Source organism: Microbacterium sp. KNMS, from assembly GCF_053851835.1.
Genome location: NZ_JBSQBP010000002.1, coordinates 150,952 through 175,244, shown reverse-complemented (window position 1 = coordinate 175,244; position 24,293 = coordinate 150,952). Strand labels below are relative to the sequence as shown.

Annotated in this window: 30 protein-coding genes and 1 tRNA gene; 4 read left to right on the top strand and 27 right to left on the bottom strand. The window is 70.8% G+C overall.

Annotated features, from left to right (window positions below):
- Positions 1–4: 4 nt before the first annotated feature.
- From ACWXWW_RS02145 to dusB, 18 genes are all read right to left on the bottom strand, one after another.
- On the bottom strand, positions 5–1,459 hold the full coding sequence (locus tag ACWXWW_RS02145; RefSeq protein WP_455968462.1) for a terminase large subunit domain-containing protein: 1,455 nt from the start codon (positions 1,457–1,459) through the stop codon (positions 5–7).
- Entirely contained in the window at positions 1,456–1,752 is a 297-nt protein-coding gene (locus tag ACWXWW_RS02140; RefSeq protein ID WP_455968461.1) for a hypothetical protein, read from the bottom strand. The genes ACWXWW_RS02145 and ACWXWW_RS02140 overlap by 4 nt, the downstream gene beginning before the upstream one ends.
- The gene (locus ACWXWW_RS02135) at positions 1,749–2,078 is read right to left on the bottom strand and encodes a hypothetical protein (RefSeq protein ID WP_455968460.1); all 330 of its coding nucleotides are present in this window, start codon (positions 2,076–2,078) and stop codon (positions 1,749–1,751) included. Before ACWXWW_RS02135 ends, ACWXWW_RS02140 begins: the two co-directional genes overlap by 4 nt.
- Positions 2,079–2,317: 239 nt before the next feature.
- Positions 2,318–3,631: a DNA primase family protein gene (locus ACWXWW_RS02130; protein ID WP_455968458.1), complete on the bottom strand. Its 1,314-nt coding sequence runs from the start codon at positions 3,629–3,631 to the stop codon at positions 2,318–2,320.
- Complete coding sequence (locus tag ACWXWW_RS02125) at positions 3,628–3,894, bottom strand: HNH endonuclease (RefSeq protein ID WP_455968457.1); 267 nt, start codon at positions 3,892–3,894, stop codon at positions 3,628–3,630. Before ACWXWW_RS02125 ends, ACWXWW_RS02130 begins: the two co-directional genes overlap by 4 nt.
- Positions 3,891–4,064: a helix-turn-helix domain-containing protein gene (locus ACWXWW_RS02120; RefSeq protein WP_455968455.1), complete on the bottom strand. Its 174-nt coding sequence runs from the start codon at positions 4,062–4,064 to the stop codon at positions 3,891–3,893. Before ACWXWW_RS02120 ends, ACWXWW_RS02125 begins: the two co-directional genes overlap by 4 nt.
- Positions 4,061–4,471 carry a hypothetical protein gene (locus tag ACWXWW_RS02115; RefSeq protein ID WP_455968454.1) on the bottom strand — a complete coding sequence of 137 codons (411 nt, stop codon included), beginning with the start codon at positions 4,469–4,471 and terminating at the stop codon, positions 4,061–4,063. Before ACWXWW_RS02115 ends, ACWXWW_RS02120 begins: the two co-directional genes overlap by 4 nt.
- A gap of 136 nt (positions 4,472–4,607) precedes the next feature.
- A complete protein-coding gene (locus ACWXWW_RS02110; protein ID WP_455968453.1) occupies positions 4,608–4,943 on the bottom strand; it encodes a hypothetical protein in 336 nt (111 codons plus the stop codon).
- On the bottom strand, positions 4,940–5,260 hold the full coding sequence (locus ACWXWW_RS02105) for a hypothetical protein (RefSeq protein ID WP_455968451.1): 321 nt from the start codon (positions 5,258–5,260) through the stop codon (positions 4,940–4,942). Before ACWXWW_RS02105 ends, ACWXWW_RS02110 begins: the two co-directional genes overlap by 4 nt.
- A complete protein-coding gene (locus tag ACWXWW_RS02100; RefSeq protein ID WP_455968450.1) occupies positions 5,257–5,484 on the bottom strand; it encodes a hypothetical protein in 228 nt (75 codons plus the stop codon). Before ACWXWW_RS02100 ends, ACWXWW_RS02105 begins: the two co-directional genes overlap by 4 nt.
- Positions 5,481–5,771 (bottom strand): hypothetical protein, encoded by a 291-nt coding sequence (locus ACWXWW_RS02095; protein ID WP_455968448.1) that lies wholly within the window; start codon positions 5,769–5,771, stop codon positions 5,481–5,483. Before ACWXWW_RS02095 ends, ACWXWW_RS02100 begins: the two co-directional genes overlap by 4 nt.
- Positions 5,768–5,980 carry a hypothetical protein gene (locus ACWXWW_RS02090; RefSeq protein WP_455968447.1) on the bottom strand — a complete coding sequence of 71 codons (213 nt, stop codon included), beginning with the start codon at positions 5,978–5,980 and terminating at the stop codon, positions 5,768–5,770. Before ACWXWW_RS02090 ends, ACWXWW_RS02095 begins: the two co-directional genes overlap by 4 nt.
- On the bottom strand, positions 5,977–6,153 hold the full coding sequence (locus ACWXWW_RS02085) for a helix-turn-helix domain-containing protein (protein WP_455968445.1): 177 nt from the start codon (positions 6,151–6,153) through the stop codon (positions 5,977–5,979). Before ACWXWW_RS02085 ends, ACWXWW_RS02090 begins: the two co-directional genes overlap by 4 nt.
- Positions 6,154–6,560: 407 nt before the next feature.
- Positions 6,561–6,633: transfer RNA gene (locus ACWXWW_RS02080), tRNA-Asn, on the bottom strand.
- Between the two features lie 86 nt (positions 6,634–6,719).
- Positions 6,720–7,502: an ATP-binding cassette domain-containing protein gene (locus ACWXWW_RS02075; RefSeq protein WP_271171887.1), complete on the bottom strand. Its 783-nt coding sequence runs from the start codon at positions 7,500–7,502 to the stop codon at positions 6,720–6,722.
- Between the two features lie 21 nt (positions 7,503–7,523).
- Complete coding sequence (dnaG, locus tag ACWXWW_RS02070) at positions 7,524–9,389, bottom strand: DNA primase (RefSeq protein WP_421075825.1); 1,866 nt, start codon at positions 9,387–9,389, stop codon at positions 7,524–7,526.
- Positions 9,389–10,765, bottom strand: a complete 1,377-nt coding sequence (locus ACWXWW_RS02065) for a deoxyguanosinetriphosphate triphosphohydrolase (protein ID WP_271171889.1) — start codon at positions 10,763–10,765, stop codon at positions 9,389–9,391. Before ACWXWW_RS02065 ends, dnaG begins: the two co-directional genes overlap by 1 nt.
- Positions 10,755–12,023, bottom strand: coding sequence for a tRNA dihydrouridine synthase DusB (gene dusB / locus ACWXWW_RS02060; protein ID WP_455968444.1), 1,269 nt, complete (start codon positions 12,021–12,023; stop codon positions 10,755–10,757). Before dusB ends, ACWXWW_RS02065 begins: the two co-directional genes overlap by 11 nt.
- A 66-nt stretch (positions 12,024–12,089) precedes the next feature.
- Here dusB and ACWXWW_RS02055 point away from each other — a divergent pair, with 66 nt between their 5' ends.
- Entirely contained in the window at positions 12,090–12,587 is a 498-nt protein-coding gene (locus ACWXWW_RS02055; RefSeq protein WP_271171891.1) for a glutathione peroxidase, read from the top strand.
- On the opposite strand, the gene ACWXWW_RS02050 is transcribed toward ACWXWW_RS02055, so the two are convergent.
- Genes ACWXWW_RS02050 through recO form a run of 3 tightly spaced genes read right to left on the bottom strand, consistent with a single transcriptional unit; the run spans position 12,588 to position 14,854 of the window.
- Positions 12,588–13,268: a DsbA family oxidoreductase gene (locus ACWXWW_RS02050; RefSeq protein ID WP_271171892.1), complete on the bottom strand. Its 681-nt coding sequence runs from the start codon at positions 13,266–13,268 to the stop codon at positions 12,588–12,590. It lies immediately after the preceding gene.
- A 37-nt stretch (positions 13,269–13,305) separates the two neighbouring features.
- Positions 13,306–14,106 (bottom strand): isoprenyl transferase, encoded by an 801-nt coding sequence (locus ACWXWW_RS02045; RefSeq protein WP_282977770.1) that lies wholly within the window; start codon positions 14,104–14,106, stop codon positions 13,306–13,308.
- Between the two features lie 19 nt (positions 14,107–14,125).
- Positions 14,126–14,854 (bottom strand): DNA repair protein RecO, encoded by a 729-nt coding sequence (gene recO, locus ACWXWW_RS02040; RefSeq protein ID WP_282977771.1) that lies wholly within the window; start codon positions 14,852–14,854, stop codon positions 14,126–14,128.
- 36 nt (positions 14,855–14,890) lie between these two features.
- Between recO and ACWXWW_RS02035 the strand changes: the two genes are divergently transcribed.
- Positions 14,891–15,661 (top strand): trimeric intracellular cation channel family protein, encoded by a 771-nt coding sequence (locus ACWXWW_RS02035; protein WP_271171895.1) that lies wholly within the window; start codon positions 14,891–14,893, stop codon positions 15,659–15,661.
- Between the two features lie 60 nt (positions 15,662–15,721).
- Here the strand turns inward: ACWXWW_RS02035 and leuA are convergent, their stop codons facing one another.
- Positions 15,722–17,476, bottom strand: a complete 1,755-nt coding sequence (leuA, locus tag ACWXWW_RS02030; protein ID WP_421075828.1) for a 2-isopropylmalate synthase — start codon at positions 17,474–17,476, stop codon at positions 15,722–15,724.
- A 225-nt stretch (positions 17,477–17,701) separates the two neighbouring features.
- Entirely contained in the window at positions 17,702–18,439 is a 738-nt protein-coding gene (locus tag ACWXWW_RS02025; protein WP_455968442.1) for a GAP family protein, read from the bottom strand.
- A 117-nt stretch (positions 18,440–18,556) separates the two neighbouring features.
- Between ACWXWW_RS02025 and ACWXWW_RS02020 the strand changes: the two genes are divergently transcribed.
- Together ACWXWW_RS02020 and ACWXWW_RS02015 are read left to right on the top strand one after the other, a co-directional pair.
- Entirely contained in the window at positions 18,557–19,756 is a 1,200-nt protein-coding gene (locus tag ACWXWW_RS02020) for a sensor histidine kinase (RefSeq protein ID WP_455968441.1), read from the top strand.
- On the top strand, positions 19,753–20,391 hold the full coding sequence (locus ACWXWW_RS02015) for a response regulator (protein ID WP_271171899.1): 639 nt from the start codon (positions 19,753–19,755) through the stop codon (positions 20,389–20,391). Before ACWXWW_RS02020 ends, ACWXWW_RS02015 begins: the two co-directional genes overlap by 4 nt.
- An 8-nt stretch (positions 20,392–20,399) precedes the next feature.
- Here ACWXWW_RS02015 and era read toward each other — a convergent pair whose 3' ends face one another.
- The 4 genes from era to ACWXWW_RS01995 are packed head-to-tail and all read right to left on the bottom strand — an operon-like array spanning position 20,400 to position 24,289.
- Positions 20,400–21,311 (bottom strand): GTPase Era, encoded by a 912-nt coding sequence (gene era, locus ACWXWW_RS02010; RefSeq protein ID WP_271171900.1) that lies wholly within the window; start codon positions 21,309–21,311, stop codon positions 20,400–20,402.
- Positions 21,304–22,740, bottom strand: coding sequence for a hemolysin family protein (locus ACWXWW_RS02005; protein WP_271171901.1), 1,437 nt, complete (start codon positions 22,738–22,740; stop codon positions 21,304–21,306). The genes era and ACWXWW_RS02005 overlap by 8 nt, the downstream gene beginning before the upstream one ends.
- Complete coding sequence (gene ybeY / locus ACWXWW_RS02000) at positions 22,737–23,204, bottom strand: rRNA maturation RNase YbeY (protein ID WP_271171902.1); 468 nt, start codon at positions 23,202–23,204, stop codon at positions 22,737–22,739. The genes ACWXWW_RS02005 and ybeY overlap by 4 nt, the downstream gene beginning before the upstream one ends.
- Positions 23,201–24,289, bottom strand: a complete 1,089-nt coding sequence (locus ACWXWW_RS01995; RefSeq protein ID WP_455968548.1) for a PhoH family protein — start codon at positions 24,287–24,289, stop codon at positions 23,201–23,203. The genes ybeY and ACWXWW_RS01995 overlap by 4 nt, the downstream gene beginning before the upstream one ends.
- Between the last annotated feature and the right edge of the window lie 4 nt (positions 24,290–24,293).

The following is a 24,293-nucleotide window of genomic DNA, read 5'->3' as shown; positions in this document are numbered from 1 at the left end:
GGGTCTAGAAGATCTGTAGCGCGATCTCGCGCTGTGTCTCCGCGAGCTGCACGCCGAGCACGTGGTTCATGACGACGTCGATCTGCCCGCCGCTGTCGGCGCGCGAAACGCGGAACCCGTCGCGAACGTTCTTGCGCACGGTCTTCGGGATCTGCACGGCCATGAGCGGGTGCCCCGGGTGCGCGAGCTTGCGCTGCGTGACCTTCGAGTAGAACAGGGCGCTCCCGTTGAGCGCGTCGGCCTGCGTCGCGTACGTGACCGGCAGGCCGCGGTCCTCGAGCCTTCGCCCGAGGTCGCGCAGCGCGTAGCCGTCTACGCCGAAGGTCGCGGGGTTGTGCTTGGAGAGCATGACGGCGACGTCGGCGAGCTGCTCGATCGTGGGGCGCACGAGCGACGCGACGAGGTCGCAGTAGATCCGCCCGTCTGGCATCTTCGCGAACGCGCCGACGCTGGCGTAGGACCAATCCGGTGTGCGGTCGAATGTGAAGATCGGCTGCACGCCGGTCGGGAACGGGTCGGAGGTCTGGCACGCTCCCCACGCGGCGCCCGAGATGAACACGTTGGTCGCGCCGACGAATCGGTTGATGCGGTAGCGGATGGCGTCGGGCTCGGGCTGCTCGCGGACATCGCCGAGCTCGATCTCGAGGTCTCGCCGCCCGGATGCGACCGAGGGATTCGCGCGCGCGAGCTCGCGGCCGAGCTCGGCGTCATCGTCCGGGCGCGCGGCGTTGAGGCCCTCCCAGCAGTAGAACGCCGTGCGCGACTCGGCGCCGCGCTCGATCGCGCGCGCTCCCTGCTCGTACAGCTCGAGCAGGAGCTCGCTGTTGTCGTCGCCCGCCGTCGTGATGCCGGCCACGAGGCAGTTGGGGCGACCGCCGAGGCCGTTGACGAGGTCGAACCACAGGTCGCGGCTGAGCAGGTGCAGCTCGTCCACGATGCCCACGTCGATCGGGATGCCTTGCAGCGACGCCGACTTCGCGGCCTTGATCTCGTACGATCCGCCGTCGAGCGTCTTGATGCCGCGGGTCTCGGTGAGGGCCTTGAACTTCCGCTCGAGCGAGGGCGTGCCCTTGATCGCGCGCATCGTGCGCTTGTAGACCAGGCGCGCCTGATCGGCCGAGCTCGCGATGCCGACGACGACGGGAACGCGCCGCGCGAGCAGGCCCCACAGGCCGAGCGCCGCCGCGATCTCGGTCTTGCCGTTCTGCCGGCCGAGGGAGATCACGACCTGCCGGAAGCGCAGCTCCCCCGCGCGCGCGTGCCCCTCCGGGTAGACCTCGAGCATGTGGCGCAGCAGGTCCGCCTGCCAGGGCTCGAACCGGTAGCCGAACGCGGCCTGCCAGAACGCGTCGAACAGGCTCGCGTACCCGTCGAACGCGGACGGGAACCCAGGCAGGAGCGGCGGCGTCCAGCGCTGCGGAGGCCACGGCGCGATGTCGGGGAACGGCTGCCGGTTCACGATGCCCGCCAGAACACGCCGGGGTTGTGCTCCATCGCGTGGACCGCGGCCTCGAGGTCGTCAACCTGCGCCTGCCCCTTGGGCGCCCGGTCGAGCAGGCCGCGGTGCACGAGGGTGAACTGCGAGATGAGCGCGGCCTGGAAGGTGCCGGCGTCGAGCGCGGCCGCGATCGAGCGCAGCGCCTTCACCTGCGGCTGATCGCGCCCGGTCAGCCACGGCGCGTCCGCCACGAACGCCTCCACGGCCTCGGTCCAGGATCCGTCCGGGAAGATCTCGGGCGTCTCGTCGCTCATCGGTCGTCATCCTCTCGAATCTCAGCGTTGATCTGGGGTTCTGCCGAATATTTCAGCCCTCCGCGCGAAAACGGGAAACTGGGCGCGGGGTGCTCCTGGGCCACCCCAGAAAAGCAGCCCGTCAGATCGACCCCGCCGAGCTCGCCGAAGTCCTGACCGGCGTCGAAGCTCCTCGCGCGACCGTCGAGCAGGGTCGCGCCACACAGATCGCACGTCCAGAGCACGGGCCACCTGCCGAGGTCGCGAACCGGACCCTCGGCGCCGGTCAGTGAGCCGTCATGTGCGCAGTACTCGATGACGGCCTGCGGTCCGAGTGGTCCAGTCATGTTCCCTATCTCTCCTTCTACTTTCTTTCTCGCGTGTGGGTGTGAAGGTGAATAGACCACCTGGACCGGCCTTGTCCCGACTGGCCTCGTGCCTGGACCGCTACCTAGACCACACGTGGACCGGACGGCCCCCGAGCCTGGACCACCCCGTGATGCGTCGCGGAGCGTCGTTCTTCCGGTGGGAGCGGGAGGGGCGGTCCATGGACCGCGGTCCACGCACGCGCCGTGCCCGAGCGCGCTCATGCGAGCGCTCCGGGAGCGACGTCGGGGACGCTGAGGCCGACGTAGCACCAGGTGCGGCCGGTGCCGTGGCGGGGGCGGGTGGACTCGATGCCGAGCTGCGAGAGGCGCTTGCCGAACGGTCCCATGGCCATCGCGTTGTAGCCGTTGCGGGAGCACCAGCCCTTGTAGCGGGCGTAGACGACGCGGCGGGGCGACATCTCGTCCGGTCCCTGCGTGACGTGCTCGTCGTCGTCCAGCCACATGACGACGGGGTCGGCCTCGTCGTGGAGGCGGGCGGTGGCCTCCTGGGCGCTCTGGGGCGGGTCGAAGCGACCGCGGGCCATGAGGCGGCGCAGGCCGTCCATGGCGTAGTTGAAGATCCCGGGGATGTCGTCGAACAGCAGCTGCTCATCGAACGGCTCGCCGCTGGCGAGGACGTTGCGGGTGAACTCGATGACCTCCCAGCGGCGCCGCCAGCCGATGGACGAGTCGGAGGTGCGGAAGAATTCGTTGGACGCGAAGATCGGGACGGCGTAGGGCACGAACTCGAACGACTGCCCGAACTTGCGTGAGGCGCTGATCGCGTCGCCTCCGGTGATCTCTTTGAGGATCTGCGGGTCGGAGAGGAACTTGCTCGAGAGGTCGCCCGAGATGTTGGCGATCTTGCCGTAGAGGCCCGAGGTCGCGAACCGGTCGTCCACGAGCTGGTGCATGCTGATGCTCGAGTAGTTCGCTCGGCCGAGCATGCGGCGGATGACGCGCAGGAGGGTGCCCTTGCCGTTGCCGCCCGGGCCGTAGATCATGAAGATCTTCTGCAGCGGGTTGCCGGTCATGAGCAGGTAGCCGAGGATCTCCCACATGTGGCGCTCGATCTCGGGATCGTCGCCGAGCACCTGGCGCAGCCAGGCGATGAAGCTGTGAGGGATCGCGACCTCGTCGTAGACGATCGGGAGCTTGGTCATCGCGCCGAGCGTGGGCGAGTGCGGGTCGAGGTCGCCTGAGCGCCACCAGTAGATGCCGTTCTCGAGGACGATGTAGTCGAGGTACCCGCTGGGGAGGTCGGGCAGGCCGACGTCGGGGATGTCGACGTTGAGCAGGTGCGCCTCGACCTGGCCGCACACGGACGCGCTGTAGCGGGCGCCGAGGGCCTTGGCGACGCGCTTGGTGACGATGCGCTCGTCGCGCTCGTAGATGCCGCCCTCGTAGACGTACATCTCGCCGTCGACGCCGCGGCCGAGCGGCGTGGGCTCGTTCGCGACGTAGTCGGCGATGAGGGTCGCGTCGAGCCGGGGCGGGTCTGTCGGCGTCAGGAACTGACTGATGCTCGTCACGGGAGGCCTCCCAGCCATCGGGGGTTGTACCAGGGCATCCGGGCGACGAGGTTGTCGCTCTTGATGCCGTTGCAGCGCCGACACGACGCGACGAGGTTGTCGAGGTCGTCGGTGCCGCCAGCGTTCTTCGGGATGATGTGGTCTGCGGTCGCGTCCGTGCCCTCGAGGTGCTTGTGGCAGTACTGGCACTGCCAGCCGTCACGATCGAGCACGGCGAGGCGGACGGCCTCCCAGCGGGCGCCGCGCGAGGATCCGGCGCTCACGCGCCGCGACCCTGCTTGGCGGCGTCGACCACGGCCCTGTCGAACCGCCGCGCGCCGCCGATCGTGTACGTGCACGGGAGGTCGCCGTCGTCGGCCCAGCGGCGCACGGTCTGCGGGTTCACACCGAACTCGCGCGCGACCTGCGACACGGTGAGCTTGTCGCCGGTCATGCGGCGTCCCAGTCGCTGAGCAGGGCGAGCAGGTCGCCGGACGCGAGGCGGCGCGCGCGCTCGTCGTCCTCGGCGGTCGTGCCCTTGAGGCCGATGCCGGCCACGGCGACGGGCTGCTCGTACCAGTACCGGCAGGCTACCGCCGCCTCGGTCGGGCAGTCATCGATCCATCGCCCGACCCAGCGCCCATCGGCGAGCTTCACGTCGACCCACGCGCGGCCGGGTCGCCGCGGGGCGTTCATGGCCTCCAGGATGCCGTCGAGCTCCTGGTGCATCCGCCTGATCCAGGCGTCCGAGTCGCGCGACTTCATGTCCCCCAGCCGGACGGCAGGGAACGGCCAGACGCGCAGCAGCCGCTCGCCCGCGCCGTTCGCCGCTTCGACGTCGATGTGGTCGAGGTCGCTCATCGCCCGACCTTCCGGACGCGGGGGCGCTTGCCGCGCAGTTTTGCCAGTCGGGCGGCGCGCATCCGTGCCCGCGTCCGCGCATGCGCGCCGACCAGCCCTGGACGACGACGACACTCTGGTCCGCATTCGTGCACGCTCACGGCTGGACCGCCTCGGCTTGCTCGACGCGGACGAGTGCGCGCCGGATGCCGCTGTGCGTGCCGCCGAGCTCGGCGGCGATCTCGCGCCAGGAACGGCCCTCGGCGCGGAGCGCGGCGGCGCGCGCGAGCACGTCCTCGGTGTAGAGGGTGCCGGGGATGCGGCGGGGCTTGGGCGCGGGGCGCTGCTCGCGCGGGATGAGGGAGGCGACGGCGAGGCGCTCGAGCAGCGGGCCGACCTCGGCGTCGGGGATGCCGCGCACGCGGGCGTGCATCGCGAGCTCGCGGTAGGTGGACGACTTGAGGTAGACGGTGACGGGCACGTAGACGGTCATGCGGGGTGCTCCCATGCGGTGGCCTCGGGGAGGCTGCGGATGTCGGACAGGACGGCCTCGGAGAACGCGACGCGGTCGCGAGCGCGCTCGACGGCCTCGTCGTGGGCGCGCTGGGCGTCCTCGCGTGTCATGTCCTCCGTGATGACGAACCAGGCGATGCCGGGGTCGACCTCGAACGGGTCAGGGCGCCACGCGGCCGCGGCCTTGCGCGCACGACGTCGTGCGCGGTTCCAGCGGGCGAGGACGGGCACGAGCACGACGAGCCACAGGACCGTGGCGATGGGCAGCGCGAACTCGGGCGGGAGGTAGTCGTTCACAGCCGGTACCCCATCTCATCCGCGGCGGGCTCGGACACGTATCCATCGAGGTAGACCAGGCCCTCCTCGGTGGGATGAATGATCGACGAGAAGTTGTCGCCGTCGAATCGGACGCGCAGCCGATGGTCGGCGCTCGTGATGCGCCCCTCCCGGCCGAGGTAGGAGACGCGACGGCCACGAGTGGCCGGAACGCCGTAGTGACGCCGCACGTAGCTCATGCTCATGACTGACCCCTAATCTCTCCGGCCTCGGCAGCGCTCTTGGGCGCCGGCACGATCTCGACGCGCGTCGCGGTCGCGTGCTCGGCGTGCTCGTCGGCGAGCTCGAGCGCGGCAGCGCCGAGCGCGGTGCGCACGTCGCTGAGGTAGGCGAGGGCGGCGTCGAGACGCATGGCGCGCGGGGTCGGGCTGACCAAAGCGGGAGCGATCTCTCGGATCTGCTCCTCGGCGTTGCGCAGGGCCTCCCCTGCGCTGCGGATGGCGGTGAATGCGGCGGTGATGTGCTCGCTCATGGGGTTCTCTCCGGAAGTGACTCGAGCTGATCGGCCCATCGGCGGTACATCGCCGCGAGGGCCTTGTTGCTGTGGCGGCTGTAGAACAGCTCTCGCCGGAGGAAGACGTTCTCGTCGGCGAGACGCTGGTTGTCCTCCACGAGCTCGCGGAGCCGGGAGAACAGCCAGGGGCGGTCTAGCGGGTCGGCAGCGGGAGCGTCATCGCTCATCGCTTCCCCAGTTGCTCGTGCACCTGGGTCTCGTTGAATCGGTGGTGCCCGCCCGGGGTCGTGAAGGACGGCTTGAGCTTGCCGGTCTCGACCCAGCGGCGGACCGTCGAGGGGTCTACGCGCAGCCGGGCGGCGAGCTCGGCTGTCGTGATATTCACGGGTTCTGGGGCCATGCGAGGGACGATACATCACAAGTCGTGAATTTCACGACTCGCGCGTCGTGATTTTCACGACATGACACGTCTTGCGCGGTTTGCACGGTTATGGAAAGGTTGTCGTCATGACCACGACTGCTGCGCCCGGCACCAACTGGATCCCCGACGTCGCGACGTTCGGCGCTCGACTCGCCCTCGTGCGGTGGCGCATGGGTTGGAATGTCCGCGAGGCGGAGCGCGAGTGCAACCTCTCGCAGAACCTGTGGGCAGGTTGGGAAAGCGGGTCGATGCCTCGGAACTACGTCGAGGTCGTGAACCGCATCGTGCTGCGCACGCAGGTCAACAAGCTGTGGCTGATGACGGGTGAGGGATCGCCTGAGCCGGACACGCAAAAGGCCCCCACCCCGAAGGGTGAGGGCCTGTCGCTCCCCGGCTTGGACTCGAACCAAGAACCTGCCGGTTAACAGCCGGCTGCTCTGCCAATTGAGCTACCGAGGATCACTCGCCGCCCCGCGGGGCAACTCCCCTAGCTTAGCAAACGCGCGAGCGCACACGGAAACCGAGCCGTGCACGCGGGCGTGTCGTCACGCGATGAGCAGCGTCTCGGTGCTCTTCATGCCCGGCGTCCAGTCCAGATGCTCGGCGTCGCCGGCGGCCACCACGTGCCCCGAGCGCAGGATGAGGCGATCGGCGTCGAGCTCGCGCGCGAGGTCCGCATCGTTCGTCACGAGCAGCGCGGCCATCCCCCACTCCTGCTGACGGCGGATGATCGCGTCGAAGATGACGTGCCGCACCTCGAGCCCGATGTTGGCGAGCGGCTCGTCGGCGATGAGCACCCGCGGATCGAGGATGAGCGCGCGCGCGAACGCGACGCGCTGGCGCATGCCGGCGCTCAGCTCGTACGGGAACTTCGAGGCCGCGCCGAGCGGCAGGTGCATCTCGTCGAGCAGCGCCGCCACGCGCACCGCGAGGGCCCGCTGATTCACGCGCCGGTCTCGTGACGTGATCGGCTCCGTGATGACCTCGGAGACGGTCAGGCGCGACGGCAGGGCGGCTCCCCCGCCCTGCGGCACGTAGCCCGTGCGATAGGTCAGCACGCGGTGCGCGCGACCGGGGCGGCGCACCGAGATGCCCGTGACGAACGCGTCGCCTCCCGACACGGCGATCGAGCGGTCGCGCGTGCCGGCGAGGACGGAGGCCAGGCTCGACTTGCCCGAGCCGGTCGGGCCCGAGACGCAGAGGGTCCCGCCGACGGGAAGCGTCGCGGTCACGCCGTCCACGGCGCGGATGGCCTGGCCGCGGCCCGAGCGGGACACGCTCAGGTCGACACAGCGGACGGCGTTCTCGGTGTCGTCGGGCACGCGCATTGTTCCATCCTGCCTTGCCGTCTAGGACTCGTCGAGCAGCTGGCGCCGCTCGATGTCGAGATCGCGCAGCCGCACGCGCACGGCGCGGCCCTCCTCGGACTCGGGAGCCACCCGCTGCACCGCTCCGAGCAGCTCGTTCTTCTCGGCATCGATCGCCCGCAGGACGATGCGACGGCACAGATCGTTCACCGAGAGCACGGCGCGCTCCTCGTTGAGCGCCGGGAAGTCGCGCGTGATGAGCTCGGCCGCGAGCGAGCGGTAGGGCTCCCGCACCATCTCGACCGCGGCGACCGACCATCCGATCTTCGTGCGGTCGACGGCCTCGACCGCCACCCGCACCGCCTCGAGCGCCGGCGTGCGGAACGGCAGGGAGAGCGCGCGATGCAGGAGATTCGGCTCGACGCGGTGCCCGTACTGGAGGATGCCCGTGAGCGCGTCGCGCTCGATGGCCGTGTCGGTGCCGCGCGGCAGCGTCGCGAGCGACACGCGCACCACGGGCGCGGCCTCACTCTCGGGCACCTCTGTCCGGGCCGGCTCCGGGCGGCGCTGCGCGTCGCCCGACGTCTGCCGTGCGGCGCGCTCGACCTCCCCGTGGACGTCGGTCGGATCCATGCCCAGTCGCCGGGCGAGGACGCGCTCGTAGCCGGGGCGCAGAAGCCGGTCGCGGATCTCGGCCACGATGGGCGCCGCGGCGCGCAGGGCGCCGACACGGCCCTCCACCGTCCCGAGGTCGAACCGCGAGACGGCGCGGTCGATCACGAACTCGAACATCGGGACCTTGTGGTCGACGAGACTGCGCACCGCACCGTCGCCTCGCTGCAGGCGCAGGTCGCACGGATCGAGTCCGTCGGGGGCGACCGCGACGAAGGTCTGCGCGTTGAAGCTCTTCGCGTCGGTGAAGGCGCGGATGGCGGCCTTCTGGCCTGCGGCGTCTCCGTCGAAGGTGAACACCACCTCGCCCGAGGCAGAGGAGTCGCCCATGACGCGGCGCAGCACCGTGACGTGCTCGGCCCCGAAGGCCGTGCCGCACGTCGCGATCGCGGTCGTGACGCCCGCGAGGTGGCACGCCATGACGTCGGTGTAGCCCTCGACGACCACGACCCGCCGAGGGTCGCCGCGCGAGATGTCGCGCTTCGCGAGGTCCAGGCCGTAGAGCACCTGCGACTTCTTGTAGATGGGCGTCTCGGGGGTGTTGAGGTACTTCGGGCCCTGGTCGTCGTCGTAGAGCTTGCGGGCGCCGAACCCGACGGTCTGGCCGGTCACATCTCGGATGGGCCAGATCACGCGCCCGCGGAACCGGTCGTAGACGCCTCCGCGCTGATTCGTGGAGACGAGCCCCGCCGTCGTCAGCTCCTCGCGCGTGAAGCCCTTCGCCGTGAGCGCGTCGAGCATGTGGTCCCAGCCCTTGGGGGCGTATCCGACACCGAAGTGCGCCGCCGCGCCCGCATCGAACCCGCGCTCCCCCAGGAAGCGGCGCGCGGCATCCGCTTCGGGCGACATGAGCTGCGCGCGGAAGAACTCCGCAGCGGCGGCGTTCGCGGCGAACAGGCGTGCGCGGCCGCTCGTCTCGGGCGCGGGCCCGCCGTCCTCGTAGTGCAGCGTGTAGCCGATGCGCGCGGCCAGCTTCTCCACGGCCTCCGTGAACGAGACGTGGTCCATCTCGCGCAGGAAGGTGTAGACGTCGCCCGACTCGCCGCAGCCGAAGCAGTGGTAGAAGCCCACCTGAGGGCGCACGTGGAAGCTCGGGCTCTTCTCGTCGTGGAAGGGGCAGAGCCCCTTGAGCGACCCCACGCCCGCGGACTTCAGCGCGACCCGCTCCCCGATGATGTCGGCGATGTTCGTCCGGGCCTTGACCTCGTCGACGTCGGCCTGCCGGATGCGCGGCATCAGGCCACCTGCGACGCGCGCGCGGCCTTCGACGGCGCCCCGCGGCGCGCGTGACGAGGGGCCCAGATGCCGACCTCGGCGGGGTCGACCTCGCCGACGAGCCGGTTGTGCCACGCGACGGCGGTCTGATCGGTCAGGGAGGCGACCTGGTCCACGACCACGCGGGTGCGCGCGGCGTCGCTGTCGGCGGCGAGGAAGTCGGCCGCGAACGCCGGCTCGAGGGCGTCGGCGCCGGTCGACCACAGCGCGTCCGTCGAGACCAGGGCGTCTGCGATGCGCTTGAGCACGCGCCGCTGCTCGGCGTAGATGTGCCGGCGCTCGTCGATCGTCACGATCGTCGCGCCCATGAGGCCCTTGAGCACGGCGATCTCGACCTCGATCTCGCGCGGAACCACGACGTGGCCGCCGTATCGCGTGAGCGACGCCGCGGGGTAGGCCGCACGCGTCGCGTCCACCGCGGCGCGGGCGAACCGGCCGATGAGATCGCTCGTGAGGTTCTTCAGGCGGGCCAGGTCGCGCCGTGAGCGATCGAAGGCGCGCATCCACATCGGGATGCGCGTGAGGCGGTAGAGGGCGTCGGCGAGCTCGTCACGCGGGTAGTCGTATCCGACCCACTGCTGCACCTGGCCGATGAGCGGATGGTGCGCGACCGGATCGCTGACGTGGGCGAGATCGAGGTACCCGTTCACCACCGCGTCCTCGAAGTCGTGCACGGAGTACGCGATGTCGTCGGAGAGGTCCATCACCTCCGCCTCGATGCAGCGCTCCTTGGCCGGGGCGCCCTCGCGCAGCCAGCGGAACACGTCCTCGTCCTCGGGGTACACGCCGAACTTCAGGCGCCCGCCCGGATCGGCCACCGGGTCGGCGACCGTCCACGGGTACTTGCAGGCGGCGTCGAGCGTCGCGCGGGTCAGGTTGAGCCCGTAGGAGCGCTCGTCGTCGAGCACCTTCGACTCGAGCCGGGTGAGGATGCGCAGGCTCTGCGCGTTGCCCTCGAACCCGCCGATCTCGGACGCCCATTCGTTGAGCGCCTTCTCGCCGTTGTGCCCGAAGGGCGGATGACCCAGGTCGTGGCTGAGGCATGCCGCGTCCACGACGTCCTCCGCGAGCCCGAGCGCGGTGCCGAGCTCGCGCCCGACCTGCGCGACCTCGAGCGAGTGGGTGAGGCGGTTGCGCGCGAAGTCCGCGGGACTCGCGGGACTCAGCACCTGCGTCTTCGCGGCGAGCTGCCGCAGCGCAGCGGAGTGCAGCACGCGCGCACGGTCGCGCGCGAAGTCATCGCGCTGCGAGCGATGCGTTTCGCGGTGGAAGCGCTCGGCATCGGCGTCCGTGTAGCCGGCGGGGCGGGGCGCGGCGCCCGTGCCCTCAGCCGCCACTGGTGTCCAGCTCCGCTTCGCGCAGCTCGCAGCTCGCGGCCTCGCCCAGCTCGCGCGAGTCGAGCCATCCCTCGGGCAGCACGGGGCGTTTGGGCGTGCCCGCGCGACCGCGCTGGCCCTCCGCGGCCTCGCCCGGATACGGTGCGTCGTGGTCGAGCTCGGCGAGCAGGTCGTCGATCTCGGCGAGACTCGACGCCGTCGCCAGTCGCGCACGCAGGTCGCCGCCCACGGGGTATCCCTTGAAGTACCAGGCGACGTGCTTTCGGATGTCGCGGCATCCGCGATCCTCGTCGTCGAAGAACTCGACGAGCAGCTCCGCGTGGCGGCGGAAGGCCTGTGCGACGAACCCGAGGGTCGCGTCGACCTCGCGTTTCGTCTCGCTGCGCTCGCTCAACGACCGGAGGCCGCTCGCTCCGCTCGCCGAGTGCTTCGCCTCGCTGCGCTCGCTCAACGACCGGAGGCCGCTCGCTCCGCTCGCCGAGTATCCTCGCGCCCCGAACGCGCGCGCGAGGTCGCCGAACAGCCACGGACGCCCGAGGCACCCTCGCCCGACGACGACCCCGTCGCACCCGGTCTCGTCCATCATCCGCACGGCGTCGTCGGCCGACCAGATGTCGCCGTTGCCGAGCACGGGGATGCTCGTCACGGCCTCCTTGAGCTTCGCGATCGCCGACCAGTCGGCGTGGCCCGAGTAGAACTCCGACGCCGTCCGCGCGTGCAGCGCCACGGCGGCGGCGCCCGCGTCCTCCGCGATGCGGCCCGCATCGAGATACGTGAGGTGATCGGCGTCGATGCCCTTGCGCATCTTCACCGTGAGCGGGATGTGGCCGGCGGCCTCGACCGCCTGCTCGACGATGTCGCGGAAAAGGCCGAGCTTCCAGGGCAGAGCGGACCCGCCGCCCTTGCGCGTGACCTTGGGCACCGGGCAGCCGAAGTTCAGGTCGATGTGGTCGGCCCTGTCCTCCTCGGCGATGATCCGCGCGGCGGCCGCGATCGTCTGGGGGTCGACGCCGTACAGCTGGATCGAGCGCGGCTTCTCGGACTCGTGGTGCCGGATGAGGCGCATCGTCGCGGCGTTGCGCTCGACGAGCGCGCGCGACGTGATCATCTCGCTGACGTAGAGGCCGCCGCCGTACTCGCGGCACAGCCGGCGGAACGCCGTGTTGGTGATGCCGGCCATGGGGGCGAGCACGACGGGCACGCCGATGTCGAGCGGGCCGATCCGCAGCGTGCGCGCAGGGGTGAGGACGGTGGTCACCCCTCGATTCTTCCAGACCCCAGCCGAGGCGGAGCCGAGTGTGCACAGCCGTCTTAGGCTGGGGCCATGACCGCCCCCGATGATCTCCGCCGTATCCCGTTCCGCGACGCGGACGGCGTCGAGAAGACGCTCGCCGACTACGGCGACGGTGTCCTGCTCGTCGTCAACGTCGCGTCGAAGTGCGGCCTCACGCCGCAGTACGAGCAGCTCGAGGCGCTCCAGCGGACCTACGGCGACCGGGGCCTGACGGTGCTCGGCTTCCCGTGCAATCAGTTCCTCGGCCAGGAGCCGGGGTCGCTCGAGGAGATCCTCGACTACTGCGCCACGACGTGGGGCGTCAGCTTCCCGATCCACGAGAAGGTGAACGTCAACGGCGCGCATGCCGCTGCGCTCTACAGGGCGCTCAAGAAGACCCGCGACGGCGTGGGCCTGGCCGGGCCGGTCGCCTGGAACTTCGAGAAGTTCCTCGTGCTCCCCTCGGGAGAGGTGCGCCGGTTCCGGCCGCCGGTCAAGCCGGACGCGCCCGAGATCGTCGAGGCGATCGAGGCCGCGCTCCCCCGCTGATCAGGCGGCGGGCTCTCCCGCCGCACGGCGCTCGGCCCACACCTGGCGCGCGACCTGCGCGAACGCCTGCGGCGGCTGAGCGCCGCTCACGCCGTACTTCCCGTCGATCACGAAGAACGGCACGCCGTTGATGCCGTATGCGCGGGCCTGCTCCTGGTCCCGACGGACGTCGGGCAGGTGGCGACCCGACTCGAGGGCCTCGCGCGCGCCATCCGGATCGAGCCCCGCCTCCGCCGCGATGTCGACGAGGTCGTCGATGCGCCCGACGTGGCGCCCCTCGGTGAAGTAGGCCTGCATGAGGCGCTCGGTCACCTCGAGCTGCCGTCCGTTCGCCTTCGCGTGGTGGATGAGCTCGTGCGCCTTGACCGTGTTCGTGTGCTGGAGGATGTCGAACCGGTACGCGAGCCCCGCCCCCGCCGCGACATCCGTCACGCGCTGGAGCATCTGCTCGACCTGCTCTCGCGCCATGCCCTTGTGGCCGACGAGGAAGTCGAGCTCGGAGCCGTCGAAGTCCACGGGGGTGTCGGGCGCGAGCTCGAACGAGTGGAACGTCACCTCGACGCGCGGCGCGTCGTCGTCGCCGGCCACCTCCGCGAGCCCGGTCTCCAGGTTCCGCTTGCCGATGTAGCACCAGGGGCAGGCGATGTCGCTCCACACGTCGATCTTGATCGCATCCGTCACACCGGATGCAACGGGCCGCGACGCGTCGGCATTCCCCTCACGCCTTCGGCGCGTCGACCGCCCCGCCGTACCGCCGGTCGCGACTGTGGAAGATGCGGATGGCCTCCCACAGGTCCTCGCGCGTGAAGTCCGGCCAGAGGCGGTCGAGGAAGACCATCTCGGCGTACGCGGCCTCCCAGAGCATGAAGTTCGACGTGCGCTGCTCTCCGCTCGAGCGCACGAAGAGGTCGACGTCCGGCATGTCGGGCACGTAGAGCCGCTTCGCGATCGACTTCTCCGAGATCGCCGACGGCTTGAGCCGCCCGGCCCTGACCTCCTCCGCGAGCTCGCGCACGGCGTCGACGATCTCGTACCGGCCGCCGTAGTTCACGCACATCGTGAAGGTCATCGTCTTGTTGGAGGCCGTGAGCTTCTCGGCTTCCTGCAGATCCTTGATGACGGAGCCCCACAGTCGCGGCTTGCGCCCGGCCCAGCGGATGCGCACACCCCACTCGTTGAGCTGGTCGCGGTAGCGGTGCAGCACGATCCGGCTGAAGTTCATGAGGAAGCGCACCTCCTCGGGCGAGCGCTTCCAGTTCTCGGTGGAGAACGCGTAGACCGACAGGTGCTTCACCCCCGCCTGCACCGCGCCCGCGACGACGTCGAGCAGCTGCTCGATGCCCTGTCGGTGACCCTCGACGCGCGGCAGGCCCTGCCGGTTCGCCCAGCGGCCGTTGCCGTCCATGACGATCGCGACATGGTGCGGCACGGGACCGGCGAACGCCGGCGGCTGGAGCCCCGTCCAGTCGAGGGGCTTGTACGGCTCGGCGTCGGGGTGGGTGTAGGGCTTGGGGCTCATGTGCTCTCTCGCGGGGTCGTCAACGGTGCTTCTCGACGTGGCTGAACGAGCGGATGGCGCGCTCGAGGTGGAACTGCGCGTACGCCGCGACGAGACCGGAGGCCGCGGACAGCTCGCCCGCGGGCGTGGCGTCCACGCGCTCCCAGTCGCCCTCGAGAAGCGCCGCGAGGAGGCTCAGGGTGGCCCGGCTCACGCGGGGGCTGCCGGCCGGCGCGCACGCCTCGCACACGACGCCGCCCAGCTGCGCGACGAACCGGTCGTGCGGCCCCGCGGCGCCGCAGCGCGCGCAGTCCTCGAACGAGGGGGCCCATCCGGAGAGCGCCATCGTGCGCAGCAGGTACGAGTCCATGATCGCGTTCGGAGCGTGCTCGCCGCGCGACAGCGAGCGCAGCGCGCCCACGAGCAGGAAGAACTGCTGCGGCGTCGACTCCGCCTCGTTCACGCGGTCGGCCGCCTCGACCATGGCGCTCGCGGCCGTGTAGCGCTCGTAGTCGGCGACGATGTCGGCACCGTAGGCGCCCAGCGAGTCGGCCTGCTGCACGATGTCGAGGCTGCGGCCGATGTAGAACTGCGCGTCGACCACCATGAACGGCTCGAGGCGCGCACCGAACTTCGACGAGGTGCGGCGCACGCCCTTCGCGACGGCGCGCACCCGCCCGTGCTGCTTCGTCAGCAGCGTGACGATGCGGTCGGCCTCGCCCAGCTTGTGGGTGCGGAGCACGACGGCTTCGTCTCGATAGGTGGGCACCGTTCGATTATCGAGCCTGTGCGCGAGGATGGACGCGTGACCGAGCCGCTCTTCGTCATCCCGCTCTGGGCCGACCTCCTCGCCGTCGGCCTCGGCGGCATCCAGGGCGCGCTGTTCGCGTCGGGCTTCCGCGGGCGCGCGCGACTGGACCTCCTCGGCGTCGCGATCATCGGCACGATGATCGGGATGGGCGGAGGGATCATCCGCGACATCCTGCTCGGACTCGCCCCCGCGACCCTCCAGAACAACTGGTACCTCGTGACGGCCGTGGGCGCGTCGCTCGTGGGCATGCTGCTCGCGGGCATCTTCGACCGCCTGAACAAGGTGATCGTCATGCTCGACGCGGTCGTGATCGGGATGTTCGGCGCGTTCGGCACGGCGAAGGCGATCGCGAACGGCATCCCGCTCATCCCCGCGATCTTCATCGGCGCGTGCGCCGCGGTCGGCGGCAGCGTGATCCGCGACATCGCGATGGGACTCCCGGTCGCGATCATGCACGTCGGGTCGCTCTACGCGGTCGCCGCGGTCGTCGGCAACGCCGCGCTCGCGGTCTCGTACGCGCTCGGCCTGCCGATCGTCGCCGCCGCGATCCTCGGCATCGTGCTCACGACGATCATCCGCGTGCTCGCGGTGGTGTTCGACCTGTCGCTGCCGGAGCAGCGGCGCCTCAACCGCCGCCGGGTCGCTCTCGAGACGCGCGAGATCCCCGTCATCTCCGCCGGCGACATCCCCGCGGCGGCCGATCTCGGGCACACCGGCGCGATCATCCTGCCCGACGACATCACCAGGCCGCGCGAGGACGACTGATCCCGCACATGCGGAGCGGGCCGGGCCCCGAAGGACCCGACCCGCTCCGATGTCGCCGGATCAGGCGCCGACGAGCTCGCCCTCGCGGGCGCGGATCGAGCGGTTGACGGCCGAGATGATCGCCTTGAGCGATGCCGTCGAGATGTCGCCGTCGATGCCGACGCCCCACAGGCGCTCGCCGTCGACCTGCAGCTCGACGTAGGCGGCCGCCTGCGCGTCGGCCGAGGCGCTCATCGCGTGCTCGACGTAGTCGTAGAGCGTGACGTCGATGCCCTGCTCGCGCACGATCTCGAGGAACGCGGCGATGGGTCCGTTGCCTGCGGCAGACGCCTCGACCGTCGCGTCGCCGTCGCGGAGCGTCACCGAGAGCGTGCCCTCACCCGACGCGTCGCGGTTCGAGCGGGTTCCGAGCAGCTCGAACCGGCCCCAGCGCTGCTCGTCGACGGGCGACGGCAGGTACTCGTCCTGGAAGATCGCCCAGATCTGGTCGCTCGTGACCTCGCCGCCCTCCTGATCGGTCTTCGCCTGGACGACGCCGGAGAACTCGATCTGCAGCTTGCGCGGCAGGTCGAGCGCGTGGTCGGCCTTCAGGAGGTACGCGACGCCGCCCTTGCCGGACTGCGAGTTGACGCGGATGACGGCCTCGTAGGAGCGCCCCAGGTCCTTCGGGTCCACCGGCAGGTACGGGACGGCCCACTCGATCTCGTCGACCGAGACGCCCTGGGCCTTCGCCTGCGCGTCCATGGCCTCGAAGCCCTTCTTGATCGCATCCTGGTGCGATCCGCTGAAGGCGGTGAACACGAGGTCGCCGGCCCACGGGCTGCGCTCGGGAACCGGCAGCTGGTTGCAGTACTCGACCGTGCGCTTGACCTGGTCGATGTCGCTGAAGTCGATCTGCGGGTCGATCCCCTGCGTGAACATGTTGATGCCCAGTGCGACGAGGTCGACGTTGCCCGTGCGCTCGCCGTTGCCGAACAGGCAGCCCTCGATGCGGTCGGCGCCCGCCAGGTAGCCCAGCTCCGCCGCGGCGACGGCCGTCCCGCGGTCGTTGTGCGGGTGCAGCGACAGGATGACGTTCTCGCGGTTGTCGAGGTGGCGGCTCATCCACTCGATCGAGTCGGCGTACACGTTCGGCGTCGTCATCTCGACCGTCGCCGGCAGGTTGAGGATGATCTTGCGCTCGGGCGTCGGCACGAGCACCTTCATGACCTCGTTGCAGATCTCGACAGCGAACTCGAGCTCGGTGCCGGTGTACGACTCGGGCGAGTACTCGTAGTAGACCGTCGTCTCGGGAACGGTCTCCTCGTACTGCTTGCACCAGCGCGCGCCGGCCAGGGCGATGTCGATGATGCCCTGCTTGTCGGTGCGGAACACGACCTCGCGCTGGAGCACGCTCGTCGAGTTGTAGAGGTGCACGATCGCCTGCTTCGCGCCCTTGATCGCCTCGTAGGTGCGGGCGATGAGGTGCTCGCGCGCCTGCGTGAGGACCTGGATCGTCACATCGTCGGGGATGAGGTCCTCTTCGATGAGCTGGCGCACGAAGTCGAAGTCGGTCTGGCTGGCCGACGGGAAGCCGACCTCGATCTCCTTGTATCCCATCTTGACGAGGAGGTCGAACATCACGCGCTTGCGCTCGGGGCTCATGGGATCGATGAGCGCCTGGTTGCCGTCGCGCAGGTCGACGGCGCACCACCGGGGCGCCTTCTCGATGCGCTTGCCCGGCCACGTGCGGTCGGGGAGGTCCACGGCGATCTGCTCGTGGAAGGGCCGATAGCGGTGGATCGGCATGGCGCTGGGCTTCTGGTTGTTCTTCATGATCGATGCTTCTTCCGGGTTCTGCAGACGAGATCGGGCCGACAGAAAGCTCCGCGACGAGGGGCCCTAGATCGAGATCTCGTCGCGGCAGCTAAGAAGAAGCAGACCGCCACAGCGCATGCATCTACCGTAACACGCAGAGTGCACAGTCGGATCCGCGGGTTTCCCCTCTTGCCTGAGCACTCTGGTCTACCGCGACGCGCGTTGCTGAGCAGGCTGCTGAACTCAGCCCGCGACGATGTCGGGCAGGCGCTCGAACACGTCGCTCACGCCCCCGAAGTGGCTCGTGCCCGCGCGCACGAGGAGGAAGCCGATGATCCCGATGATCCAGGCGGTCATCTCGCCTGCCTGCCGGGTGAGCCAGGCGTTCACGCGACGCAGGAGCGGCTCCACCGCGGCATGCGCGACCATGCGCAGCACGAGGAGCGCGAGCGCGGGGGCCACCATGACGAGGCAGTAGGAGGCGAGCAGGCCGAGGTGCGCGGCGGGCGGCAGCCGGGCGGCGTCCATGATCCCGATCGCCATGAGGTACGGCAGCAGGGTGGCGATCTCGATCGCCGTCGCGGCGAGAGCGAGCAGGATGAGCGGGCGGATGGGCCCGTCCTCCGCTCCGACGGCGCGCTCGCGCCAGGCGAGCAGGCGCGGCGACGGACCGGCGTCCTTCCTCGTCCCGGTGAGGATCGCGCCGGCGAGCAGCACGCCGCCCACGACGAGCATCGCGATCGCGCCGCCGTCCGACGCGAGCCAGTCCCGGATCCCGTCGAGGAGGAGGCGGGCCCCGATCGACAGCAGGACGCCCATCGCCAGGTAGAACCCCGCCACCGTCGCGAGATAGGCGAGCATGCGCGAGGGGCGGGGCCGCGAGCTCGCGAGCAGCAGCCAGAGGGGGATGAGCAGCGTGCCGAAGCTCGTCGAGTCGGCGAGGGCGAGCAGCGCGAGGGTGCCGATCGTCGTGATGTCCATGTCGACAGCGTCGCGTGACGCCCGCAGGCGCGCATCGGCCGAAGGTGGCGGTCTCCGCGCCGCCGTCTCCGTCTTTCGGAGGAGGGCGAGCCGCCGGATCGATGCTGGGATGGGAGCATGGCGCGCGCTCCCTTCGACGAGTGGGTCCTCCCCTTCGTCCGCTACCGCTCGACGGCGGGCGACCTCGCGAACGCGGGCATCGTCCTCCTGCTCGGCGCCGTCGCCTCCTGGGCGGGCGTCGTTCCCGGCGGCGACGGCGGCCGCCCGCTCGGCCAGCCCTGGATGCCGTGGGTGCTCGCCGTCGCGTGCCTCGTCCCGCTCCTGCTCAAGCGGCGTCTGCCGACGGTCTCTGTCGCCACGGCGGGCGCGATCCTCGTCGTCAGCGTGCACCTCGTGTCGGGCTCGATCGCCTTCGTGCCGACCGTCGCCATGTTCGACGCGCTCTACGCGGCCGCGCTCCTGCTCGATGCGCGTCGCATGCGCGTCGTCCTCGCGATCGCCGTCGCCGTCCTCGCCGCGCTGGCGATCGCCGCGCCGATCGAGGGCCTCGTCGCGGTCATCCTCACCTACGGCGCGCTGCTCGGCCTCCCGATCGCGTGGGGCACATCGGTGCGCCAGCGCGACGCGCTGGTCCGCCTCGAGCGCGAGCGCGCCGACGCCGTCGCCCACGCCGCCGAGCTCGACCGGACCGCGGCCGTGCGCGCCGAGCGCGCCCGACTCGCGGCCGCGCTGCATGACGAGATCGCCGCGCGCCTCAGCGCGATCTCGCTCCAGACGAGCGCGCTCGGCGCGCGGGGAGGCCTCGACGCGCGCACCGGGGCATCCGTCGAGGCGGTGCGCACCGCGAGCCGCGAGGCGCTCGCCGAGCTCCGTGCGCTGATCTCCCTGCTCGCCGCCGATCGCGAGGAACCGGCGCTGCCGCCCGCCGACGACCCCGTGAGCGCCCTTCAGCGCACCGCCGACGCCTTCGGCGTCGCGCTCCGCGTCGCCTCCGACCGCCCGCCGCTCGCGCCCGACGTCTCGGCCGCGCTCGCGCAGATCGGGCGAGAGGCGATCGTCAACGCCGCTCGCCATGCGCCGGGCGCTGCCGTCGACGCGTCGCTGCACGCAGACGGGTCCGTCGCCGTGCTGGAGATCGACAACCCTCTCGTCGGCGCGCCGTCGACGGTTGCTCGCGGACTCGGGCTCGACCTGATGGAGAGGCGCTGGTCGGCGATCGGCGCGCGCGGCTCGGCCGGCCCCGTCGACGCGCGCTGGCGGGTGCGGGTGGAGGCGCCGCTGTCGGCGACAGCCGGGACGACGGGGGCGCCCGCATGACCATCCGCGTCCTCGTCGCCGACGATCATGCAGCGGTGCGCGCCGGCATCGCGGCCGTCCTGTCCGCCGCCTCCGACATCGAGGTCGTCGGCGAGGCCGCCGACGGTCAGGTGGCCATCCGGCAGGCTGCGGCGCTCGAGCCCGACGTCGTGCTGATGGACGTGCGGATGCCGCGCGTCGACGGCATCGAGGCGACCGCCGCCCTGACCGCACGCGGGTTCCCCGTGCTCGTGCTCACGACGTTCGCGGTGGACGCCTACGTCGACGGCGCCCTCGCGGCAGGCGCCTCCGGCTACCTTCTGAAGACCGCGGAGGCGGACGAGATCATCGCGGGCGTCCGCCGCGTGGCGGCCGGCGAGGGCGTCCTCGCGCCCGAGGTGACACTGCGGGTCATCCGTAGCGTCGGACGCGCACCGGAGCGGCCAGAGCCTCCCGCCGCGCTCGACCTGCTCACGCCGCGCGAGCGCGAGGTGCTCGTCGGGCTCGGCGCCGGCCGGTCCAACGCCGAGATCGCGCGCGAGCTCCACGTATCGGAGACGACCGTAAAGAGCCATGTCTCGCACGTACTCGCGAAGCTGGGCGTCGCGAGCCGGATGGCCGCGGCCGTGATCGCGCGCGACGCCGGGCTCGCGTAGCGGTCGCCTCAGAAGCCGAGGCGCCTCAGCTGCTTGGGGTCGCGCTGCCACTCCTTCGCGACGCGCACGTGAAGCGAGAGGAACACCCGCGTGCCGAGCAGCGGCTCGAGCTGCGCTCGCGCGCGCGAGCCCACCTCCTTGAGGCGCGTGCCCTTCCGGCCGATGATGATGGCCTTCTGACTGTCTCGCTCGACCACGAGGTCGGCCCAGACGTCGGTCAGCTCGGGATTGTCCTCCCGCGGCGCGATGTCGGAGATCGTCACGGCGATCGAATGCGGCAGCTCGTCGCGCACGCCCTCAAGCGCGGCCTCCCGGATGATCTCGGCGACGCGGTCCTCGGTCGACTCGTCGGTGACGACTCCATCGGGATAGAGCGCAGGGCCCTCGGGCATGAGGGCGAGCAGCTCATCCGTCAGCACGTCGAGGCGCTCTCCGGTGATCGACGACAGGGGGATGACCGCGGCCCAGTCCTCGCGGAGGGCGTCGACCTCGAGGAGGCGCTCCATGATCTGCTCGTGCGACGACGCGTCGGTCTTCGTGACGATCGCGACCTTCTTCGCGCGAGGATAGCCGTCGAGCGATTCGGCGATCCGGCGGTCGCCCGGTCCGACCTTCTCCTGCGCGGGCACGCAGAAGGCGATGACGTCGACGTCGCCGAGCACCGACTCGACGAGGTCGTTCAGACGCTGGCCGAGGAGCGTGCGCGGTCGGTGGATGCCCGGCGTGTCGACCACGATGAGCTGACCGCCGGGGCGGTTCAGGATGCCGCGGATGGCACGGCGCGTGGTCTGCGGCTTCTCGCTCGTGATCGCGACCTTCTCGCCGACGAGCGCGTTCATGAGCGTCGACTTGCCCACGTTCGGCCGGCCGACGAAGGTCACGAACCCGCTCCGGCTCGTGTGCTCCGGGGAATCAGTCATGGGGTTCGTCCTTCCTCGCGGCGTCGTCCGAGCGGCCGCCGTTCCTCTTCGCCGCGGACTTCCGGCCGCCGCTCTTCTTCGCCGGCTCGCGCACGGTCGGCACCTCCACCGTCACCGGCAGCGCGAGCTCGCCCGTGCGCGGGTGACGGCCGCGCACCTCGTCGACGGCGCGCAGAGCAGAGCTCCGGTCGACGAACACGGTCGCGATCCCCCGTCCGCGGCCGCGCGAGGTGCCGCCGGTGAGGATGAGGCCCTCGACCTCGGCCATGTCGCCCGGCTGCGGCACGCGGCCGATGTGCTTGCCGAGGAGCCCGCCGATCGAATCCACGTCGTCGTCCTCGAGCTCGATGCCGAACAGCTCGCCCACCTCGTCGAGCCCGAGGCTCGCGCTCACCCGGAAGGTGCCGTCCGGGAGATCGACGATCTCCTTCGACGGCTGGTCGTACTCGTCGGAGATGTCGCCGACGAGCTCCTCGATGAGGTCCTCGAGGGTCACGAGGCCCGCGACGCCGCCGTACTCGTCGACGACGATGCAGACGTGCACGGCGTCGCGCTTCATCTGCTGCAGGAGCGTCTCGGCGCGCATCTGCTCCGGGACGAACACGGCAGGTCGCGCGAGGGCCCGGGCGGTCGTGCCCTCGTGCCACGCGGCGCCCTCGCGGAACGCATGCAGGACGAGGTCCTTCAGATACAGGACCCCGACGACGTCGTCGATCTCCCCGTCGACCACCGGCAGGCGTGACATGCCGCGCTGGAGGAAGATCGTCATGGCCTCGCGCGCGGTGGCGTCGGCCTCGACCGTGACCATCTCGGTGCGCGGCACCATGACGACGCGCACGACCTGGTCGGTGAAGTCGAACACCGAGTGGATGAGGTCGCGATCGTCGGCCTCGATGAGGTCGTTCGACGCGGCTTCGTCGACCATGCTCAGCAGCTGGTCCTCCGACTCGAAGCTGCGCCGGCCGCCGCCCGGCGTGATCGCGTTGCCGACCACGACGAGCGCCTTCACGAGGGGGCCGAGCACGATGCGCACACCGCGCACGAGCGGTGCGAACCAGGACAGCAGCGCCTCCGCATGCCGGCGCCCCGCGGAGCGTGGACTCGAGGCGACCGCGACGAACGAGAAGCCCGTCATGACGACGACCGTCGCGAGCACGGCCCACCAGACGCTGTCGAAGAGGAGGATGAACGCGACCGTCGCGAACACGGCGGCGCCGGTCTCCGCGAGCACCCTCAGGAAGCCGATCGCGTTCGCGTGGCTGTCGGGATCGTCGGCGATGTGGGCGAGCGACCGCGCGTTGCGGCCCTCGGTCGCGAGGTCGACGAGGTCGGCCCGCGAGCTGACCGACAGCGCGGCGTCCAGTGCGGACATGAGGCCCCCGACCGCGACGAGCACGACGGCCCCGATCAGCAGCAGCGTCTCGATCATGTGCGCGGGCGTCTGCGTTCCTCGGCGGCGAAGCTCGCGATGAGCCGATCCTGGAGCCCGAACATGACGCGGTGCTCCTCCGGCTCGGCGTGGTCGTACCCGAGCAGGTGGAGCAGCCCGTGGGTCGTGAGCAGGATGAGCTCGTCCATGAGCGAGTGGCCGGCCTTCTCGGCCTGGCCTTCCGCGACCTGCGGGCACAGCACGATGTCGCCCAGGAGTCCCGCGGGCGTCGGCATGTCGTCGGTGCCCGGTCGCAGCTCGTCCATCGGGAAGCTCAGGACGTCGGTCGGGCCGGGCTCGTCCATCCACTGCACGTGCAGCGCCTCCATGGCGCCCTCGTCGACGAGGACGATCGCGACCTCGGCGTCGGGGCTGACGTGCAGCTGCGCGAGGTTGTGCTGCGTCAGACGCAGCAGGACGCTCTCGTCGACCGCGATGGCGGACTCGTTGTTGATGTCGATCATCGGATCCCCCGCTTCGGCTTGCGGTCGCGCGGACCGCCCGTGCGCGACGCACCGCGCCGCTCGGCGCGGTTCGCGAACTCGCGCGCCTCGTCCAGCTCTGCTCGGTGCGCGGCGCGCTTCTCGTCGTACTCGCTGTAGGCGTCGACGATGCGGCCCACGAGCGTGTGGCGCACGACGTCATCGCTCGAGAGCCGTGCGAAGTGGATGTCGTCGACGCCGTCGAGGATGCGCGTCACGAGCCGCAGCCCCGACGTCCCACCCGGCAGGTCGACCTGCGTGATGTCGCCCGTGACGACCATCCGGGTGCCGAACCCGAGGCGCGTGAGGAACATCTTCATCTGCTCGGGGGTCGTGTTCTGGGCCTCGTCGAGGACGACGAACGAGTCGTTGAGCGTGCGCCCGCGCATGTACGCGAGCGGCGCGACCTCGATCGTCCCGCTCGCCATGAGCTTCGGCACGAGCTCGGGGTCCATCATCTCGTTGAGCGCGTCGTACAGCGGCCGGAGGTACGGGTCGATCTTGTCGGTCAGCGTTCCCGGCAGGAAGCCGAGCCGCTCCCCCGCCTCGACCGCGGGGCGCGTGAGGATGATGCGGTTCACCTCGCGGCGCTGCAGGGCCTGCACGGCCTTCGCCATCGCGAGGTAGGTCTTCCCCGTGCCAGCGGGGCCGATGCCGAAGACGATCGTGTTCTCGTCGATCGCGTCGACGTACTTCTTCTGGCCGAGGGTCTTCGGGCGGATGACCTTGCCGCGGGTCGACAGGATCGCCTCGCCGAGCACCTCGCTCGGGCGCGGCCCGCCCTGCTCGAGGATGCGGTTCGACGTCGCGATGTCGGCGGGGCCGAGGTCGTGCCCCTCGCGCGTGAGCTGCAGCAGCTCGTCGACGAGGACGCGCGCGGCGCGCACGGCGGAGGCCGACCCGCGCAGGGTGATCTCGTTGCCGCGCACGAGGACGTCGACGGCGGGGTGCTCGCGCTCGACCATGCGCAGGAGGCGGTCCTGCGGTCCGAGGAGCTGCACCATCGCGACGCCGTCGGCGTGGATGGTCTGGGTGACGACGTCGTCGTCCGGCTGGGCGGCGCCCATGGGG

Excerpts from the sequence above, each read along its gene's own strand:
- ACWXWW_RS02140 (WP_455968461.1), bottom strand. The coding sequence starts at position 1,752 with ATGAGCGACGAGACGCCCGAGATCTTCCCGGACGGATCCTGGACCGAG.
- ACWXWW_RS02135 (WP_455968460.1), bottom strand. The coding sequence starts at position 2,078 with ATGACTGGACCACTCGGACCGCAGGCCGTCATCGAGTACTGCGCACAT.
- ACWXWW_RS02120 (WP_455968455.1), bottom strand. The coding sequence starts at position 4,064 with ATGACCGGCGACAAGCTCACCGTGTCGCAGGTCGCGCGCGAGTTCGGT.
- ACWXWW_RS02115 (WP_455968454.1), bottom strand. The coding sequence starts at position 4,471 with ATGAGCGACCTCGACCACATCGACGTCGAAGCGGCGAACGGCGCGGGC.
- ACWXWW_RS02110 (WP_455968453.1), bottom strand. The coding sequence starts at position 4,943 with ATGACCGTCTACGTGCCCGTCACCGTCTACCTCAAGTCGTCCACCTAC.
- ACWXWW_RS02100 (WP_455968450.1), bottom strand. The coding sequence starts at position 5,484 with ATGAGCATGAGCTACGTGCGGCGTCACTACGGCGTTCCGGCCACTCGT.
- ACWXWW_RS02095 (WP_455968448.1), bottom strand. The coding sequence starts at position 5,771 with ATGAGCGAGCACATCACCGCCGCATTCACCGCCATCCGCAGCGCAGGG.
- ACWXWW_RS02090 (WP_455968447.1), bottom strand. The coding sequence starts at position 5,980 with ATGAGCGATGACGCTCCCGCTGCCGACCCGCTAGACCGCCCCTGGCTG.
- ACWXWW_RS02085 (WP_455968445.1), bottom strand. The coding sequence starts at position 6,153 with ATGGCCCCAGAACCCGTGAATATCACGACAGCCGAGCTCGCCGCCCGG.
- ACWXWW_RS02075 (WP_271171887.1), bottom strand. The coding sequence starts at position 7,502 with ATGCGCGTGCCCGACGACACCGAGAACGCCGTCCGCTGTGTCGACCTG.
- dnaG (WP_421075825.1), bottom strand. The coding sequence starts at position 9,389 with ATGCCGCGCATCCGGCAGGCCGACGTCGACGAGGTCAAGGCCCGGACG.
- ACWXWW_RS02055 (WP_271171891.1), top strand. The coding sequence starts at position 12,090 with ATGACCGCCCCCGATGATCTCCGCCGTATCCCGTTCCGCGACGCGGAC.
- ACWXWW_RS02045 (WP_282977770.1), bottom strand. The coding sequence starts at position 14,106 with ATGAGCCCCAAGCCCTACACCCACCCCGACGCCGAGCCGTACAAGCCC.
- leuA (WP_421075828.1), bottom strand. The coding sequence starts at position 17,476 with ATGAAGAACAACCAGAAGCCCAGCGCCATGCCGATCCACCGCTATCGG.
- ACWXWW_RS02025 (WP_455968442.1), bottom strand. The coding sequence starts at position 18,439 with ATGGACATCACGACGATCGGCACCCTCGCGCTGCTCGCCCTCGCCGAC.
- ACWXWW_RS02020 (WP_455968441.1), top strand. The coding sequence starts at position 18,557 with ATGGCGCGCGCTCCCTTCGACGAGTGGGTCCTCCCCTTCGTCCGCTAC.
- ACWXWW_RS02015 (WP_271171899.1), top strand. The coding sequence starts at position 19,753 with ATGACCATCCGCGTCCTCGTCGCCGACGATCATGCAGCGGTGCGCGCC.
- era (WP_271171900.1), bottom strand. The coding sequence starts at position 21,311 with ATGACTGATTCCCCGGAGCACACGAGCCGGAGCGGGTTCGTGACCTTC.
- ACWXWW_RS02005 (WP_271171901.1), bottom strand. The coding sequence starts at position 22,740 with ATGATCGAGACGCTGCTGCTGATCGGGGCCGTCGTGCTCGTCGCGGTC.
- ybeY (WP_271171902.1), bottom strand. The coding sequence starts at position 23,204 with ATGATCGACATCAACAACGAGTCCGCCATCGCGGTCGACGAGAGCGTC.
- ACWXWW_RS01995 (WP_455968548.1), bottom strand. The coding sequence starts at position 24,289 with ATGGGCGCCGCCCAGCCGGACGACGACGTCGTCACCCAGACCATCCAC.